This is a genomic window from Streptomyces sp. NPDC025273 (genome assembly GCF_040638585.1).
GTDB classification, from domain to species: Bacteria; Actinomycetota; Actinomycetes; order Streptomycetales; family Streptomycetaceae; genus Streptomyces; species Streptomyces cinereorectus.
This window is the reverse complement of sequence record NZ_JBEZYP010000008.1, coordinates 80,430-96,047: the sequence shown is the minus strand read 5'-3', so window position 1 is coordinate 96,047 and position 15,618 is coordinate 80,430. Positions and strand designations below refer to the sequence as shown.

Sequence of the window (15,618 nt, the reverse complement as noted above, 5' to 3'; positions counted from 1 at the left end):
GGTCGGGGCTCTCGCGGTGGGAAGCCGGTCGCGGAACCGCCCGTGGCAGGTCGGGGAACCGCCCAGGACGGATCGGGGACGGGTCGACGTCGGGTCGAGGGCGGGTCGGGGCCCGCTCCGGACCCGCTTCGGAATCAGGCCGGGCTCCACCCCCGCTCCTGGCCACCGGACCATCGTGGGGCCATGACCTGTGAGACAGAGATAGTGGATCCCCCGGTGGCCGCCCCGCTGCCTCCGGCACCGGACCTCCTGGCGCAACGGCCCGCGTGGACCGCGGTGGAGAGCGCCGACGTCCCCGGCGGCCGGCTGGAGCACGCCACCATCGAGGCCCCCCTCGACTACGCGCGCCCCGACGGACCGCGCATCACGCTCGCCCTGAGCCGGATCCGGGCCACCGCCCCCGCCCGTCGCAGGGGCGTTCTGCTCTCCCTGAACGGCGGCCCCGGCGGCGACAACGGCACCGGCCGCGGGCTCCCCGCCCGGCTCGCCGCGGCGACCCCGCTGGGCGAGGTGTACGACCTGATCGGCTTCGACCCGCGCGGCACGGGTGAGTCCACCCGGCTGGAGGGCGAGGACAGCCCGATGACGGTGGCCTTCGACTCCCGGCCGCCGGACGCCGTCTTCGAGGCGCTCGCGCACGACATGCGCGAACGCGAGCAGGGCTGCCGGCGGGCCGGCGGCGACCTCCGCCCGCACGTCTCGACCCGGAACAACGCCCGCGACATGGACCTCATCCGCGCGGTGCTCGGCGAGGAGAAGCTCACCTTCGTCGGCTGGGCGTACGGGACCCTGCTCGGCGCGGTGTACGGGACGATGTTCGGCGACCGGCTGGACCGCAGCGTCCTGGACTCCTCGGTGCACCCCGACTGGGACTGGCGGGCCCAGTTCAGGTCCCAGGCCGAGGCGAGCCGCGAGAACGTGGACGCCTGGGCCCGGTGGGCCGGCGAGCGGCCGTCCGCCTTCGGTCTGGGGACCGGCGCGGACGCGGTGATCGGCGCCGTGGAGCGGGCCGCCGCCGCGCTGGCCGCGCTGCCCGACGGCATCGCCCTGCGGACCTCCTTCGACACCCTCGTGGGCACGCTCGGTGCCGACCGCGCCCGCTGGGACCGGCTCGGCCACCTGGTGGCGGAGCTGACGGACGCGGCCGGGTCCGGCGACACCGCCAAAACGGGCGAGTTGCTGTCCGGGCAGTCCGTGTGGCGTCCGGGCCGCCCGGCGGGAACACGCCGCGAGGCGGTGCTGGAGGCGGTCACCTGCGAGACCGACTGGCCGGCCGACCCGGAGGAATACCACGCCGGCATGCGGGACTTCCGGGACCGTTGCCCGTACGGCCTCGGCGTGATGCGGGCACAGCCGTGGGTGGGCACCTTCCGTACGTTCACCCCGCCGGAGCCCGCCACCCGCATCCGGCACACCGGATATCCGGCCGGCCTCGTCGTGCAGGCGGACGGTGACCCGCTGGACCACCACGAGGGCGGCCGGGTCATGGCGCAGCGCCTCGGCCACCGGCTGATCCGGGTGGTCGACTCGGGCGCCCACGAGGTGTACGCCCTGGGGGGCAACAGCGCCGTCGACGAGCACGTCAACCGCTATCTGCTCGACGGGACTCTGCCGCCCGGCAGCGAGACCCGGGTGCCCGGCGTGGCCCGCCCGGCCGTTCCCGCGGGCTGATCCGTACGGCGGCAGGACCCTGCCCGCCGTGCGCGTACGCGGCGGGGCACAGCACGGACGGGGCGCCCGGGACGGATTCCGTCCCGGGCGCCCCGTCGTCAGGAGCACCGCTCGGTGGTCGGGCGCGCACGGTATCTCGGCCGGGGGTCGCGGCCACTGGTGGCACGCGGCCCGCCGTCCCCGCGCCGTAACGGCGACGCCCCCGGGCCGGCCGGATTCCTGGGCCTGCCCGGGGGCTCGCCGGCCGCAGGCCTGCCCGGGTCCCGGAGGCGTACGACACGGCGTACGGCTACGTCCGAGCGGGTGCGCGGGCCGCGGCGGTCGCGAACCGGATCAGCAGGATCCGGGGGTGGTGGCGACCCGCTTGACGGTGACGGTCGCGTTGGCCGACAGGAGGTACGTGCCCTGCGCGTCGTAGATCTTGGAGACGCCCGAGCTGCTGACGTTCGCGACGTCCTGCGTGGCCGCCTGGTTGACGTCGACGAATCCGGTCACCGGGCCCTCCGCCTCGCGCAGGACCTCCAGCACCCGGTAGGAGAAGGTGTTGGTGCCGGTCGGCCACCACACACCCATGCCCTGGCCGCCCCCGGTCGAGCCGTCACCCGACCCCAGGCAGACCAGACCGGTGCTGTGGAAGGACAGGGTGATGTTGCCTGATCCGTTGGCGTGCTCGACCGTTCCCTGCCAGCGGCCCACCGGCGTGGAGGACGAGACGGCGGCCTTGGCCGCGGGGGCGGTGTCGGCGGTCCGGGCGCCGGCCACGGCAGGGACTGCCAGGGCCACGGACGCGGCCAGGGCGACGGCACAGAAGGCGCGGCCCACCCGGCGCGCGAGGCGCTTGTCCGCTCGCCCGTCTATTCGCGTGATCATGGGAGGTTCCTCTCGTCGGTGGAGATGTCATGGGGACCGGCGTGCGGCTCGGTCCGGCGCGCGGGTTCGGTCCGGCGCGGTTGATCGAGGCAGTGCGCGCGTGCACGGCGGCGCGGGGTGTGGCTGTCCGGCGGGGTGCGCGGTCGGTCAGCCCAGTGCGCGGTTGAACAGCCTGAGTTCGCGGGCCAGCACCTCGGGCCGCTCCAGCGCCGGGAAGTGGCCGCCGTCCGGGAGGTCCTGCCAGTAGCGCAGGTCGGTGAAGCGCTCGCGGGCCCAGGCCCGCGGCATCCAGGCGTCCTTGGGGAAGACCGAGCAGCCGGTCGGAACGTCCGTCGCCCGCATCGGCTCGTCCGTGAAGCTCTCCCAGAACAGCCGGCCCGAAGAGGCCCCGGTGTTGGTGAACCAGTACATGGAGACGATGTCCAGCAGCCGGTCACGGCCGATGGCCTTGTCGAGGTCGCCCTCGTGGTCGACCCACTCCCAGAACCGGTCGAGGATCCAGGCGAGCTGACCGGCCGGCGAGTCCGCGAGGCCGTAGCCGAGCGCCTGCGGACGGGTGGACTGGATGGCGGCGTATCCCGAGCGGTTCTTGCCGAAACTCTGCATGCGCGCCATGGCGGCCCGGTCCCGCTCGTCCAGCTCGACGGAGTGCTCCGGCGGCCGGGCCAGCGGCATCGTCAGGTGGATGCCCCGCAGATGCGCGGCGTCGGTGCTGCCGAGCGCGGCGGAGACCCAGGAGCCCCAGTCGCCGCCGTGGGCCAGGTACCGGTCGTATCCCAGCCGTGCCATCAGCGCGGCCCAGGCCTCGGCGGTCCGCTGCACGGTCCAGCCGGTTCCGGTCGGTCGCCCGCCGAAGCCGTGGCCCGGCAGGGACGGGCAGATCACGTGGAAGGCGTCGGCCGGATCCGGCGGGTCGGTGAGCAGCCGGATCAGGTCGAGGTACTCCACGATCGAGCTGGGCCAGCCATGAGTCAGCAGCAGCGGTACGGCGCCCGGGTGGGGCGAGCGCACGTGCACGAAGTGGATCCGCAGCCCGTCGATCTCGGTGGTGAACTGCGGGAAGGCGTTCAGCCGGGCCTCGGTCGCCCGCCAGTCGTATCCGTCGGCCCAGTACCGGCACAGGTCCTGGACGGTCTCCAGCCTCGCCCCCTGGGACCAGTCGTCCACGGTCTCCCGGTCCGGCCAGCGTGTGCTGTTCAGCCGGGCGCGTAGATCGTCGAGATCCGCCTGCGCGATTTCTGCCCGATAGGGCTCAATGACTGAACTCACCCCGTGTCCTCCCTGCTGGCTCGATTCATTCGCTCCGACGCTAGGGACGACCGCTACAGAACCGGTCGAGTGCGGGACAGCTCCCGCAACACCGTCCGGTTCTCACCGGCTCCCAAGGCTTCTCGACGGTTCTCGACGGTTCTCGACGGGACCGCGCGGCCGGGACGGTGCGCTGTTCGACCGGTACTCCAGTACGGACTGCGACCGTGCTCGGGCTTCACCCCGGCATATCCGCCTTTCGGAAGGAATCGCTGTGATCACGTTCATCAACCGATTCGAAGTCACCGGGCCGATCGAGGAGTTCGAGGCCGCGTTCGAGGAGACCTCGGCGTTCTTCGCCGCCCAGCCCGGCTTCGTCGCGCACCGCATGCTGAAGCACCTGAACGCGCCGGGCCGCTATGTGAACGTGGCCGACTGGGCGGACGAGGAGTCCTTCCGCCGCGCGCTCGGCCGGCCGGAGTTCGCCGTCCATCGCACGGCCCTGCAGAAGCTCGGCAGCAGCGAGCCGAACATCTACACGCCGCTGCTCGAACGCGTCGCGCACTGAGCCCACCGCTGCTGCCTCGGCGGCCAGGACCCGTGCGGGCGCCGAGCCCCGCGGTCGAGGCCGCCGACGGTGCGTCCGGCCCCCGCCGGAGTCACCCGCCTCACCCGGCGCCCCGCCCGCTGTACCGTGCCCGGGCCGCGATCGCGACCTCGACGGTGCGCAGCGGGTTTCCGTCGCTGCCGGTCACGGTGGACCGCCCCTCGCTGGTGAACTCGTCCCCGTGCTGGACGGCCCGCTGGTCGATGGCCACCCAGGCGACGCAGTCGCCGTGCTCGTCGAAGACCGGCTCGGAGAGCCGGAAGGCGAAGGTGCCGGGGCCGGTGGCCGTCCAGGTGCCGGCACCGCCGGTGGCCATGAAGACCTGGCCGTCCGCCGTGAAGTGGAAGGTCTGCGTGAGGGTCCCCTGCGGCCTGGTGATCCGCGCCGACCATGCGCCCGCGGGTCCGCTCCGGTGCGTTGTCACTGACATGGCCGGACCATGCACGGTCCAGCTCGTGTCCGGGTCGAACCGGCGGGAGGTGCCGGGTCGGCCGCCGGGCCGCGGTGCCGCACGGTCTGCTGGGTGCGGTCCCGGCCCGTGTCCGCGAGGACCTCGCCGATCACGTGCCGGGCGTTCGACGCCATCACCGGGTTCGTCGTCCGGCAGTACGAGAGCTCCTTGAGCGCGATCGACGGCGCCCAGCCCCGGCCCCGTGCCCACGCCGCGTCGTCCGTCCCGACTCCCTGCACGGAAGTCACGGAAGTCCCGCCTCCGGCCGAGGTCCGTCAGCGCAGCTCCTCCGGGCACGGTGTGCCCGGCTGCAGCTGGTACGGCGCGGCCAGCCGGTAGACCCCCGGCCGCGGTGCGAGCAGCTCGGTCCACTCGTCGCCGTCCGGGCCCTCGTCCACCTTGATCAGGCAGCCGTGCGCGTTGGTGAAGTCCTTGGGGGCGTCCTCGTCCTGCGCGGAGCGCTTCCTGGAGGCCTCCGTCTCCTGCGGCCGCTCCACGCTCTCGCCCTTGTCGTCCACGACGGCGAGCCAGCGCGAGTACGGGATCCGGATCAGCACCCGGCCCGCCGACCGCACCCGGATCGTCAGCTCGTTGTCACCGGCCCGCTCCACCGTCGCGGGCGGATCGGCGAGCGGCACCGGGTCCAGGACCCGGAAGAGCTTCCAGTTGGCGTCGCTCCAGACCGGCCTCAGGTACGGCTGGCCCTTCTCCACGAGCTCCGCTTCCCGAACCGCCCCGCTGGAGTCGGGCTTGCCCTTCGGCAGCACCACGTAGTGCACCGCCCAGCGGTCGAGCCACTCCCGGTAGTTCACGGCGTTCAGGGTGTCGTCGTAGAAGAGCGGGTTGCGCTTCATGTCGGCCTGCCGGTTCCAGCCGCGGGCCAGGTTCACGTACCCGGCGAGCGCCGAGGCCTCCCGGTGGCTGCTGGCGGGGACCACCTCGACCCGGCCCCGCTCCGCCCCGGCCTTCTGGAGCTGGTTGACGAGGGGGGCCAGCTCACGGTTCCAGGAGGCGGTGGGGGCGGTCCGGACGATGTCGTCGACGCTCTTGAAGCCGATCCAGAAGTTCAGCCCGGCGAAGGCGATGACCAGCGCGTACCAGCGGCGGGTGCGCGGCGCCGTGTACGGGAGTGCGGCGAGCAGCACGACCCCGGCGAACAGCATCGCCATGCGCGACACGTTGGAGCCGATCTGCGAGTCGATCACATACGTCAGCAGCGTCCCGACCCCGTACACCGCGGCGGCCGTACGCACGGTGTACCAGTCCCGGGGCACCAGGAGGAACACCAGGACGGCGAAGACGAACGGCAGGGACAGGGTCCCGAGCGACATCGGCTGCGTGCCCGAGAAGGGGAACAGCCACGCGGACAGCAACACGACCGCGACGGGGGGCAGGCCGATCGCGTACGCCCCGGGACGTCGCTTGTTCAGGAAGAGTGCCGCGGCGACCACGCCGAGGAAGAGCCCGGCGACCGGGCTGCCCGCCGTCGCCAGCGCGGCCAGCGGCGCGGCGGCGACGGCCTTCGCCCACCGCCTGTACCTCCACCGGTACGGCCAGCAGAAGACGGCCGCCACCGCCCCCAGCGCGAACATCATGCCGAGCCCGAACGTCACGCGCCCGGACAGCGCGTTGCACAGATACGCGAACGCCCCGGCGAGCGCGCACGCCAGGGGGTTGCGGACGGCGGGCACCCTGACCAGGATCAGCGCGGTGAGCGCCGAGGACACCGTGCCGACGATCATCATCGTCGTACGGACACCGAGCAGGGACATCAGATAGGGCGACACCACGCTGTACGAGACGGGATGCATGCCCCCGTACCAGGCGAGGTTGTACGCGGTGCCGGGATGGCGGCCGACGAACTCGGCCCAGGCGTCCTGGGCGGCGATGTCGCCGCCGCTGTTCGCGAAGAAGAAGAACCAGAGCAGGTGTGCGGCAGCGGCCACCGCGGTCGTCAGCACGACCGGATGGCGCCACAGGCGGCGTCTCGGGGGTCGGCCCGTTCCGCCCCGGCCACCGTCGGCCTGGGCCGGGATCCGGACGGGCAAGCCCGTGGACGTCACACTGTCGTTCGCCCGTGTCGGCTCAGCGGTGGTCACTGCGACTCTCCCCGTCCTTGCCCGGGCCTGCCGAACCGTCGATGTACTGCACGGGCCTCATCCGTATCCGGGAGGACGCGTCCCGGCGGCCTTCCGTTGCTTTCGGACGCTAGCACGCACGTTTTTCTCCCCGCTGCCCCCGGCGGACGGTTCCGCGCCCCCGGTGCGGGGGCGCGGAACCGTGCCGGCCGGCCGGATGCGGCCGGGTCCGGTCAGGTGATGCGGGTCAGCTTGTCGCCGAAGGCCGGTTCCGTCATCCCGTTCCGGAGGGCGACGGGGGCGGACACCTTTCCGGTGCCGGTGCCGACCGTCACCTCGCCCACGACCGTGCCCGCCTCCGCCGCGTGCTGGAGCGGCTCACCGAGGTCCCCGAGGTCGAGCTCGACCTGGAGCCCGGCCCAGCCGACCGCCTTCAGGTCCTTGGTGGCGACCACCGGGGTCCGGGTGCCGAGCCCGTTGTCGACGTATCCGACCACCTGGCCCTTCTTGACCACGGTGGCGGATTCGACGCCCTTCTGGGCGGCCTTGATCAGCTTGAGGCTGTTCTGTATGGCGCGCTGCAGCTTGGCGTCGAGGGTGCCGTCCAGGTTGGCGCCCATCACCGCGCCGATGATCCGGCGGGCCTTGCCGTCGATGACGGTGTCGGCCGTCCAGACCAGGTTGCCGCCGGCCGGGGTGGAGGAGCCGGTCTTGATCCCGTTCACCCCGGGCTCCAGGAGGATCACGTTGTTGTTGTAGATCGTCTTGCCGATGCCGGGGATGTCCGCCTGGGGCATGTTCACGATCTCGCGGAAGACGTCGTACTGCGTGACCGCCTTGGCCAGCTTCAGCTGGTCGGCCGGCGTGGACCGGGTGGAGGACTCGAGACCGCTCGGATCCGTGTACACGGACTTCGTCATCCCGAGTTCCTCGGCCGCCGCGTTCATCTTCTCGACGAAGGCGTCCACGGTCGTGGCGTCCCACCGTGCGAGCAGCCGGGCCACGTTGTTCCCCGAGGGGATCATCAGGAGCTGGAGCATCTGACGCTCCGTGTACTTCTGCCCCTCCTTGATCGGGGCCGTCGACTCGTCCGGACGGTTGGCCTCCTCGCCCGCCGTCTCGTCGACCACGATCTGCTCACCGTCCTGCTTGCCGGTGATCGGGTGGCCCTTGAGGATCACGTAGGCGGTCATGATCTTCGCGACGCTCGCGATCGGCGCGGACTTCTCCGTGCCGTACGTGCCGATGGTGCCGACGCCCTCGACCTCGACGGCGCCCTGGCCCTCAGCGGGCCACGGCATGTCGAGCTTCTCGCCGTCGAAGGTGTACGTGGGTGCGGCGGAGAGCGCCAGCGTGGGCTCGGGAAGCGGGCGCACCGCCTGTGCGATCGCGAAGACGACCACGAGGAGAAGCACCAGCGGCGTCCAGATCTTGATCCGCCTGAACACCGTGCGGACCGGGGTCTGCGGGGGCGGCGGAGTGTTCGTCAGCTCGGCGAGCAGGTCGAGCGGCGGCTTGGGCGGCATGGGCTGCTGCCTGGTCCGCTCGGCCTCGACGAGTCCGGCCGCGGGGGTCGCGGACGTCCGGGGGGTGTCGGGTTCCGCCGTGATGTCCGGGGTGACCGTCGGGCCGACCGGGGGCACGGACCTGCCGGCCTCACCGGGCCGGGCGTCGTCCGACCGCAGCGGCACGAATTTGCTGGTCCGCTCGGCCGGGGCCTCGGGGGCCGGTTCCGGATCGGGCGCCGGCGGGGGGAGCTTGAGAGCGGTGGTCGGCTGGTCGACCTGCTTCTTCCGCGGTGCCTTGAAGGCGGTGGTCGGCTGGTCGACCCCCCGCTCGTCCCCGGCGGGCTTCGCGTCCTCGTGAGGGGTGCCGGGTGCCTTGGCGGCGGCCTCGGGAGCGGCTTCGGGGACGGGGGTCTCCGTGCGGGTCCTCGGCACGCGGGGCGTGTCGGAGGAGGATGCCTCGGCGGGCTTGCTGTCCGCCGCCTTCGCGTCGGCGGGCTCGTCGGCTTCGCGCTCGCCGGTGGCCTTCGCGTCCGTGGGCTCGTCGGCGTCGAAGGCCTGGGAGTCCGGGCCGTCGTCCTCGTCGTTCTCGTCGTCGTCGGCGGGCTCGGCCTGCGCACCGTCCCTGGCCTGCGCGCCGTCCTCGGACCGCGTGCCGGTCCCGGCGCGGCCGTCCCTCTCCAGCTCGTCGTCCGGCTCGTCGTCAGGCTGGGGCTCGGAAGAGGTCACGGGAGCGGGTCCGGCATCGGAGCCCGCATCGGACTCCGCGTCAGCACCGGACCCCGATGCGTCGCCCGACCCCGCGGTGCCCCCGGAAGCCGTCTCGGTGTCCGGCCGGGACCCGGACCCGGCAGCGGACGGCACGTCCGGCGCCGCTGTCGCCCCGGGCTCGCTCCTCGTCGCCTCGTCCGCACCGGCGGGACCCCCGGCCTCTCCACGGGCCCTGGAGCCCTCCTGAGGGGCCTCTGCGCCCTCTGTGGGGACTTCGGGCCCCTCCGGGTCGCCGCCCGATGCGGCGGCGCCGTCGGCCCGGTCCGTGCCCGTGTCGCTGCCGGCGTCCACGGACCCGCCCTCGGAAGGGTCCGTGGAGGCGTCCTCGGACACCTCCTCCGACTCGTCGGCCGTGTCCGCGGAGTGCGGCGAGCGGAAGACCGCCGTCGCGGTGTCCGTCACGGTGCCCGTCGTCCTGCCCGTCGTGCTCCCGGCGCCTGCCGCGGCGACCGGTTCGCGGAACACGGCGAAACGCGGATCGCGTTCCTCAGTCGTCCCCGACGACTTCCGCTGCTCCGACTTGTCGGGGGACTCGCCCGCCACCGATGCCTCCTTGATGCGCCGCGGGGACATGCCCGCACTGTCCGAACCATCTACCAGTGTCCTGTGTGAACCCTTGGCCGGGCTGCTAGACGGGAACGACATACCTAACGGTTCCCTTACAAAGCACCCAGGCACTCTCGACAGACCAATGTGAGAGGGGTCACCCTGTCATTCATCCACGCGGGGAGGCATGGATGGGCAGGAGCCGCAGAACAATTCCGGAGGAGCTTCTGCTGCTCGCTCTGGACCCGACCACGGGTACCACAGCGCAGCCGCAGTCGCTCGACCTCGGCCTGGCCGGGGCACAGCTAGTGGAGCTGGCTCTGGCAGGACGGATAGCCCCTGACGGGGATCGTATCGCCGTGGTGATGCCACGGCCGACAGGAGATCCGACTCTGGACTCCGCACTGGAACTGCTGCGCCGTCGCGGCAGCCCGGTTCGGGCCGTCCACTGGATCGGCGGACCCCGACTGGGACTTCGCCAGATCTACCTCGCTCATCTGGAGCGGTGCGGCATGGTGCATGCCGTGGCGGGCCAGATGTGCGGAGTGCTGCCGACGACTCGCTACCAGGCGACGGACACGGCAATCAGCCGGGACATCAGAGCCCGGCTGGACAGTGCGATCCGCACCGGCGTACCGCCGGACCCGCGGACCGCGGCGCTCGCCGCGCTGGCCCACGCGGTCGGACTCGGCAAGCACCTGTACCCCGGGAACGAGGGGCGCTCATCGCGCTCCCGGCTCCGGGACCTGATCAGACACGACCCGATGGGCGGTCTCGTGGCGCATGCCGTGATGGACGTCCAGAACGGCGCGGCCGTCCAGCCACGCCGTAATCAGCAGACGGCAGGCGTGCCGTTGCAGCCGCAAGCCCCAGCGCGGAGCGGCAGCATGGCGCACACCTCCGTCCACTGACCGCACGACCGCGCGGACAGTTGCGCGGAGCACCGCACACCACCGCACCGACGTCCCCATGACCCGGTCCGGGAGCCGCACCAGGCGCGGGGCAGCCGGATCCACCGGCTGCCCCGCGCTCTTGCGCGCGGTCAATGCGTGTGGCCATTTCCCAGCGCGGCCGGGGCCCCGGGTGGCAATCTGCTGAGCAAGCAGATACGCACAGCTACAACAGCTGCATAGCCGGAGGTGCCGTTCCCGTGCCGACCAACGTCAATCCCACTGTCAGGCGACGCCGGCTGGGCCAGGAACTGCGCCGCCTCCGCGAGATCAAGGGCATGACGGCGGAGGAGGTGGCGGAGCGGCTGCTGGTCTCGCAGTCGAAGATCAGCCGCCTGGAGAACGGCCGCCGCTCCATCAGCCAGCGCGACGTGCGCGACCTCTGCGGGGTCTACGAGGTCGAGGACCACCGGATCGTCGAGTCGCTCATGCAGATGGCCAAGGACTCCCGCCAGCAGGGCTGGTGGCACGCCTTCGGTGACATCCCGTACAGCGTCTACATCGGCCTGGAAACGGATGCCGAGTCTCTTCGGGTGTACGAACCCCAGGTCGTCCCGGGACTGCTGCAGACCCGCGGATACGCGGAGGCCCTGATCAACGGCGCCCTCCCTGAGGCACCGCCCTCCGACATCGAGAAGCGGGTGAACGTGCGCGCCCGCCGCCAGGACCGGGTCACCGCCCCTGAGAACCCGCTGCGCCTCTGGGCCGTGATCGACGAGTCCGCACTGCGTCGGCTCGTCGGCGGCAAGCAGGTGATGCTGGAGCAGTTGGAACACCTCGTCGAGCAGTCCCAGCTACCCCACGTGACGGTGCAGGTACTGCCGTTCGAGATGGGTGCGCACCCGGGCATCAACGGGCAGTACGCCATTCTGGAATTCCCCGACGCCGCGGACTCCAGCGTCGTGTACATCGAAGGCGTCACCAGCGATCTCTATCTGGAGAAGGCGAATGACGTACAGCGCTACAGCGTCATGTACGAGCACCTGCGGGCACAGGCACTGAACGTGGAGCAGACCCGCCATTTCATCGGCGAGATCGCCAAGAGCTACACCCGCTGAACACCACGGAGCCTGCCGGAACGAGGCACCCGGCAAAGTGAGATTTGCGAGAGATGCGGGGCTGCAGGTGAGGTGGGGACGGGACGGTACACCGTCACCACCTCGCGACGGAAGTCCCATTCGGGATATGCCATCCGGACGAGTGAACGGCTCCTCCGCTTAGCGATGTTGGCGAGTAGCGTCGATCACGCCAACGGGAACGAAGTTGGCGCCACTCACACAACTCTCTGAACCGGAGTGAACATGGCTATCCTTCAGGGTGCTACGGAAAACTGGACAAAGTCGTCGTACTCCGGCGGCAACGGGGCGTGCGTCGAAGTGAAGTCCCCCGTGACGCAGGCCATCGCCGTGCGTGACTCGAAGGCCCCCGAGGGCCCTTCACTCACCTTCGTGCCCGGCGCGTGGAACGCCTTCGTGCGCGATGTCGCAGCGGGCACGGTCAACGCCTGATCCACCACCCGCGGTTCGCCCGGCGTGGCCACTCCGTAGCGCCGTCAGGAGTCCTCTAGACCGGTCCGCCGTCCTGGCCGAGAGGGCTTGACCCGCCAACGGATTCAGCGCCACCGATCGACGAACCGCCTGTCGGAGCATCAGCACTTCAGGCCTCGCTCGCTCAACTCTCCTCCTTCTTCCGGCCGCACGGGACCCGCATCCCGTGCGGCCGTTCCGCGTTCTCGGGCATTCCTGAGCTCTGCGTTGCCGCGATCCCTGCACAGCCTGACGAAGTGCCCGCTCATCCTGTGGCTGCGGTCACGTTCACGACAACGCCCCACTAGGTCAAGAACGAGTAAAATCGTTCGCCTTGCTGATCTGCGTTCATATCCTTGACCGCGAAAACCTTGACCGAGGAGCCGAACAGGCGGTTCAATCCCCGAAGTCCCCCGTTCCCGCGCGGGGGCCCCGCTGAACGGCCGTACTGGCGAAGTGCGTTCCCGTTCACAAGGCGGACCCCTGGAGGGGGCACATGAACAGTCTCGACTGGGCCGTGCTCATCGGCTACTTCGGTGTGATGGTCGCGATCGGACTCTGGTCGCACAAGCGCGTGGACAACGTCAGCGACTTCTTCACGGCCGGCGGCAAGATGCCGTGGTGGCTGTCGGGCATCTCGCACCACATGTCCGGCTACAGCGCGGTGATGTTCACCGGCTACGCCGGCATCGCGTACCAGTACGGCGTCACGTCCTTCGTGACCTGGTCCCTGCCGATCGCCATCGGCATCGGCATCGGTGCGAAGCTCTTCGCGCCCCGGCTCAACCGGCTGCGCTCGCGCCTGCACGTCGCCTCGCCGCTCGAGTACCTGAAGAACCGCTACAACATCCAGACGCAGCAGGCCCTGGCCTGGTCCGGTCTGCTGTTGAAGATCGTGGACGTCGGCGCCAAGTGGGCGGCCATCGCCACGCTGCTCTCCGTCTTCACGGGCATCTCCCTCACCCAGGGCATCTTCATCACCGGCGCCATCACCGCCGTCTACTGCACCGTCGGCGGGCTGTGGGCCGATGCGCTCACCGAGCTGGGGCAGTTCATCATCCAGCTGTTCGCCGGTCTGGCCATGCTGGTGATCGTCATGAGCGAGCTGGGCGGCTTCAGCTCTCTGTGGACGGTGTGGGACAAGCTGCCCGAGGGTCACACGGACCCGACGGCCGGCCCGTACACGGTGACCTTCCTGCTGGCGTACCTCTTCATCAAGACCTTCGAGTACAACGGCGGAATGTGGAACCAGGCCCAGCGCTACATGGCCACGGACTCCGCCCGCTCCGCGACCCGTTCGGCCCGGCTGTCCGCCGTTCTGTGGCTGGTCTGGCCGGTCGTGCTCTTCTTCCCGATGTGGGTCGCCCCGCTGCTCGTGGAGGCCAAGAAGCCCGACGCCTCGGACAGTTACGCCCTGATGACCGAGCAGCTGCTGCCGCACGGACTGCTGGGCCTGGTCGTCGTCGGCTTCTTCTCGCACACGATGGCGATGTGCTCCTCCGACGCCAACGCCATCGCGGCGGTCTTCACCCGGGACATCGCACCGGTCTTCTCCAAGGCGGCCCGTACCTGGAGCAACCGCAGCGGGCTCATGGCCGCGCGGCTGTCCACGCTCGCCTTCCTCGGCCTGTCCATGGCGCTGGCGACCCAGATCAACTCGCCGACGTTCAAGGACATCATCTCGGTCGTCATCAAGTGGGTGGCCGGGCTCATGGGGCCGATCGCGATCCCGTTCATGCTGGGCCTGCTGCGCAGGTTCCGCAGGTCGGGGCCGACGGCGGCGCTCACCAGCTGGGCGGCGGGTCTGCTCGCGTTCTACCTCACCAACTACAACTTCGACGGTTCGGTGAAGACCGACGTCGCGCTGCAGTACCAGGTGGCGCTGCCGCTGGCGATCTCGCTGGTGCTGTACGTCGTCATCGGGTTCGTCAAGCCGGAGGACACACCGGAGCGCGACGCGCTCATCGACAAGATCAACTCGGATGACGGGAGCCCGGCGGGCGGAGCCGTCCCGCCGCAGCGGACCGGCCCGGACGGCACGGTGGTGCCCGAGGGCGTGAAGGACTGACCCTCGCGTGCGGAGGGACCGGAGGGCGGGCGGGCGCGGCGGCGTCCGCCCACTTCCGATTCGTTCCCGCGACTCAGCCCCGGGGGTAGCGGGCCAGCCAGCCGGGGGCCACGGCGGTGGGGCTGTGCAGGGCGGGGCCCTGGGTCATCTCCATGGCGAAGTCGTCGGAGAGTTCGAGGACGGTCGCCCGGCCCTCCAGCTCGGCCAGCCAGGCCGGGGGCAGTGCCGTCTCGCCGTGCAGGGCCCCGAGGAGGGCGCCGCAGACGGCCCCGGTGGCCGCGGACGGCCCCGAGTGGTTCACGGCGAGGCGCAGCCCGTGCCGTACGTCCTCGCCGACCAGCGCGCAGTACAGGCCCACGGCGAGGACCTCCTCCGCGGAGTCGGTGTCGCCGAGCGCCTCGATGAGGGCGGGGCCGGGGATGCCCTGGCGTACGGAGCCGAGGGTCTGGCGCAGTGCCTCGGTGACCTGCTCGTTGCCCGGGCGTTCGGCGAGCAGGGCGAGGGCGCGCTGGACGGAGCCGTCCAGGGTCTCGCCCCGGGCCAGCCCGTGCACCATGACGGCGAGGGCCCCGGCGGCGAGCTGCGCGGTGGCATGTCCGTGGGTGTGGGCGGCGCACTCGACGGCCAGCTGGAGGACCAGCTGCGGTTCCCAGCCGACGAGCAGCCCGAACGGCGCGGAGCGGGTGAGCGCGGCCGAGTCCCGCGCCGCCGGGTTCTTGGGCACGGCGAGGGTGCCCATGGTGGGGTCGCCGAAGCCGATGAGGCACTCCCGGGTGGGGGCGCGGCGGGTGTACAGCCACTCCTCCCCTGCCAGCCAGCCGTTGTCCTCGCGGCGTTCGTCGGGTCCCCAGGCGCTCTGGGTGGCCGCCCAGCGCAGGTGGGCGCGGTGCACGTCGGTGGGCGGATGCCAGGCGCCGGTGTCGCGGCGGACCTGCGCCCGTATCAGCCCGTCGACGGTGAAGAGGGTGAGCTGGGTGACGGCGGTGACGGCGCCGCGCCTGCCGTGCACCGGGACGAAGTCGACGACGCCGTCCACGCCGTGGGCCGCACGGATCGCCTCCAGGGTGAGTCCGGCGACCCCCGCCCCGAGCGCGTCGCCGATGGCGCCGCCGAGCAGGGAGCCTCGGACCCGGCTGCGGAAGTCCTGCTGCTCGGCACGGCCCCAGACAGCCGTGGTCCCTGTGCTCACCGTGCCCCTTCCGTTCGTTCAGCGGCTTGCGACTGCGCAAGCACTGTAATCGAACGGGAAGAGCCGATTCAGGAGTGGAACGTTATGTACGGAGTCGCGCTTCGGAGCACTTTTGAACGGCATTCCTCACGGTTTTTC

General features: G+C 71.3%; 12 protein-coding genes and 1 pseudogene. 6 read left to right on the top strand and 7 right to left on the bottom strand.

Features of this window, described 5'->3' with window-relative positions; genetic code table 11:
- The first annotated feature begins 183 nt into the window (after nt 1-183).
- The gene (locus AB0F38_RS15615) at nt 184-1,671 is read left to right on the top strand and encodes an alpha/beta fold hydrolase (RefSeq protein ID WP_361892443.1); all 1,488 of its coding nucleotides are present in this window, start codon (nt 184-186) and stop codon (nt 1,669-1,671) included.
- Between the two features lie 333 nt (nt 1,672-2,004).
- On the opposite strand, the gene AB0F38_RS15610 is transcribed toward AB0F38_RS15615, so the two are convergent.
- Nucleotides 2,005-2,541 carry a hypothetical protein gene (locus tag AB0F38_RS15610; protein WP_361892440.1) on the bottom strand — a complete coding sequence of 179 codons (537 nt, stop codon included), beginning with the start codon at nt 2,539-2,541 and terminating at the stop codon, nt 2,005-2,007.
- A gap of 147 nt (nt 2,542-2,688) precedes the next feature.
- Nucleotides 2,689-3,810, bottom strand: coding sequence for an epoxide hydrolase family protein (locus AB0F38_RS15605; protein ID WP_361892438.1), 1,122 nt, complete (start codon nt 3,808-3,810; stop codon nt 2,689-2,691).
- Between the two features lie 253 nt (nt 3,811-4,063).
- Between AB0F38_RS15605 and AB0F38_RS15600 the strand changes: the two genes are divergently transcribed.
- Nucleotides 4,064-4,357, top strand: coding sequence for an antibiotic biosynthesis monooxygenase (locus AB0F38_RS15600; RefSeq protein ID WP_361892435.1), 294 nt, complete (start codon nt 4,064-4,066; stop codon nt 4,355-4,357).
- Between the two features lie 100 nt (nt 4,358-4,457).
- Here AB0F38_RS15600 and AB0F38_RS15595 read toward each other — a convergent pair whose 3' ends face one another.
- From AB0F38_RS15595 to AB0F38_RS15580, 4 genes and pseudogenes are all read right to left on the bottom strand, one after another.
- A complete protein-coding gene (locus AB0F38_RS15595) occupies nt 4,458-4,826 on the bottom strand; it encodes a hypothetical protein (RefSeq protein ID WP_361892432.1) in 369 nt (122 codons plus the stop codon).
- A gap of 110 nt (nt 4,827-4,936) precedes the next feature.
- Nucleotides 4,937-5,077, bottom strand: a pseudogene (locus AB0F38_RS15590) (phosphotransferase); the annotation flags it as partial.
- Between the two features lie 45 nt (nt 5,078-5,122).
- Nucleotides 5,123-6,946: an MFS transporter gene (locus tag AB0F38_RS15585; protein ID WP_361892430.1), complete on the bottom strand. Its 1,824-nt coding sequence runs from the start codon at nt 6,944-6,946 to the stop codon at nt 5,123-5,125.
- 212 nt (nt 6,947-7,158) lie between these two features.
- Nucleotides 7,159-9,774, bottom strand: a complete 2,616-nt coding sequence (locus AB0F38_RS15580; RefSeq protein ID WP_361892427.1) for a D-alanyl-D-alanine carboxypeptidase — start codon at nt 9,772-9,774, stop codon at nt 7,159-7,161.
- A gap of 164 nt (nt 9,775-9,938) precedes the next feature.
- Between AB0F38_RS15580 and AB0F38_RS15575 the strand changes: the two genes are divergently transcribed.
- The 4 genes from AB0F38_RS15575 to AB0F38_RS15560 all read left to right on the top strand — a co-directional run bounded on the left by AB0F38_RS15575 (nt 9,939) and on the right by AB0F38_RS15560 (nt 14,291).
- Nucleotides 9,939-10,658: a GPP34 family phosphoprotein gene (locus AB0F38_RS15575; protein WP_361892424.1), complete on the top strand. Its 720-nt coding sequence runs from the start codon at nt 9,939-9,941 to the stop codon at nt 10,656-10,658.
- A 239-nt stretch (nt 10,659-10,897) separates the two neighbouring features.
- Nucleotides 10,898-11,755 (top strand): helix-turn-helix transcriptional regulator, encoded by an 858-nt coding sequence (locus tag AB0F38_RS15570; protein WP_361892421.1) that lies wholly within the window; start codon nt 10,898-10,900, stop codon nt 11,753-11,755.
- 243 nt (nt 11,756-11,998) lie between these two features.
- Nucleotides 11,999-12,205, top strand: a complete 207-nt coding sequence (locus AB0F38_RS15565) for a DUF397 domain-containing protein (protein WP_361892418.1) — start codon at nt 11,999-12,001, stop codon at nt 12,203-12,205.
- A gap of 514 nt (nt 12,206-12,719) precedes the next feature.
- Nucleotides 12,720-14,291, top strand: a complete 1,572-nt coding sequence (locus AB0F38_RS15560) for a sodium:solute symporter family protein (RefSeq protein WP_361892415.1) — start codon at nt 12,720-12,722, stop codon at nt 14,289-14,291.
- Between the two features lie 73 nt (nt 14,292-14,364).
- Here AB0F38_RS15560 and AB0F38_RS15555 read toward each other — a convergent pair whose 3' ends face one another.
- Nucleotides 14,365-15,480 carry an ADP-ribosylglycohydrolase family protein gene (locus tag AB0F38_RS15555; RefSeq protein ID WP_361892412.1) on the bottom strand — a complete coding sequence of 372 codons (1,116 nt, stop codon included), beginning with the start codon at nt 15,478-15,480 and terminating at the stop codon, nt 14,365-14,367.
- Nucleotides 15,481-15,618: the final 138 nt, after the last annotated feature.

Coding starts and splice junctions, on each gene's coding strand:
- AB0F38_RS15595 (WP_361892432.1), bottom strand. CDS start 4,826: ATGTCAGTGACAACGCACCGGAGCGGACCCGCGGGCGCATGGTCGGCG.
- AB0F38_RS15575 (WP_361892424.1), top strand. CDS start 9,939: ATGGGCAGGAGCCGCAGAACAATTCCGGAGGAGCTTCTGCTGCTCGCT.
- AB0F38_RS15580 (WP_361892427.1), bottom strand. CDS start 9,774: ATGTCCCCGCGGCGCATCAAGGAGGCATCGGTGGCGGGCGAGTCCCCC.
- AB0F38_RS15615 (WP_361892443.1), top strand. CDS start 184: ATGACCTGTGAGACAGAGATAGTGGATCCCCCGGTGGCCGCCCCGCTG.
- AB0F38_RS15610 (WP_361892440.1), bottom strand. CDS start 2,541: ATGATCACGCGAATAGACGGGCGAGCGGACAAGCGCCTCGCGCGCCGG.
- AB0F38_RS15565 (WP_361892418.1), top strand. CDS start 11,999: ATGGCTATCCTTCAGGGTGCTACGGAAAACTGGACAAAGTCGTCGTAC.
- AB0F38_RS15560 (WP_361892415.1), top strand. CDS start 12,720: ATGAACAGTCTCGACTGGGCCGTGCTCATCGGCTACTTCGGTGTGATG.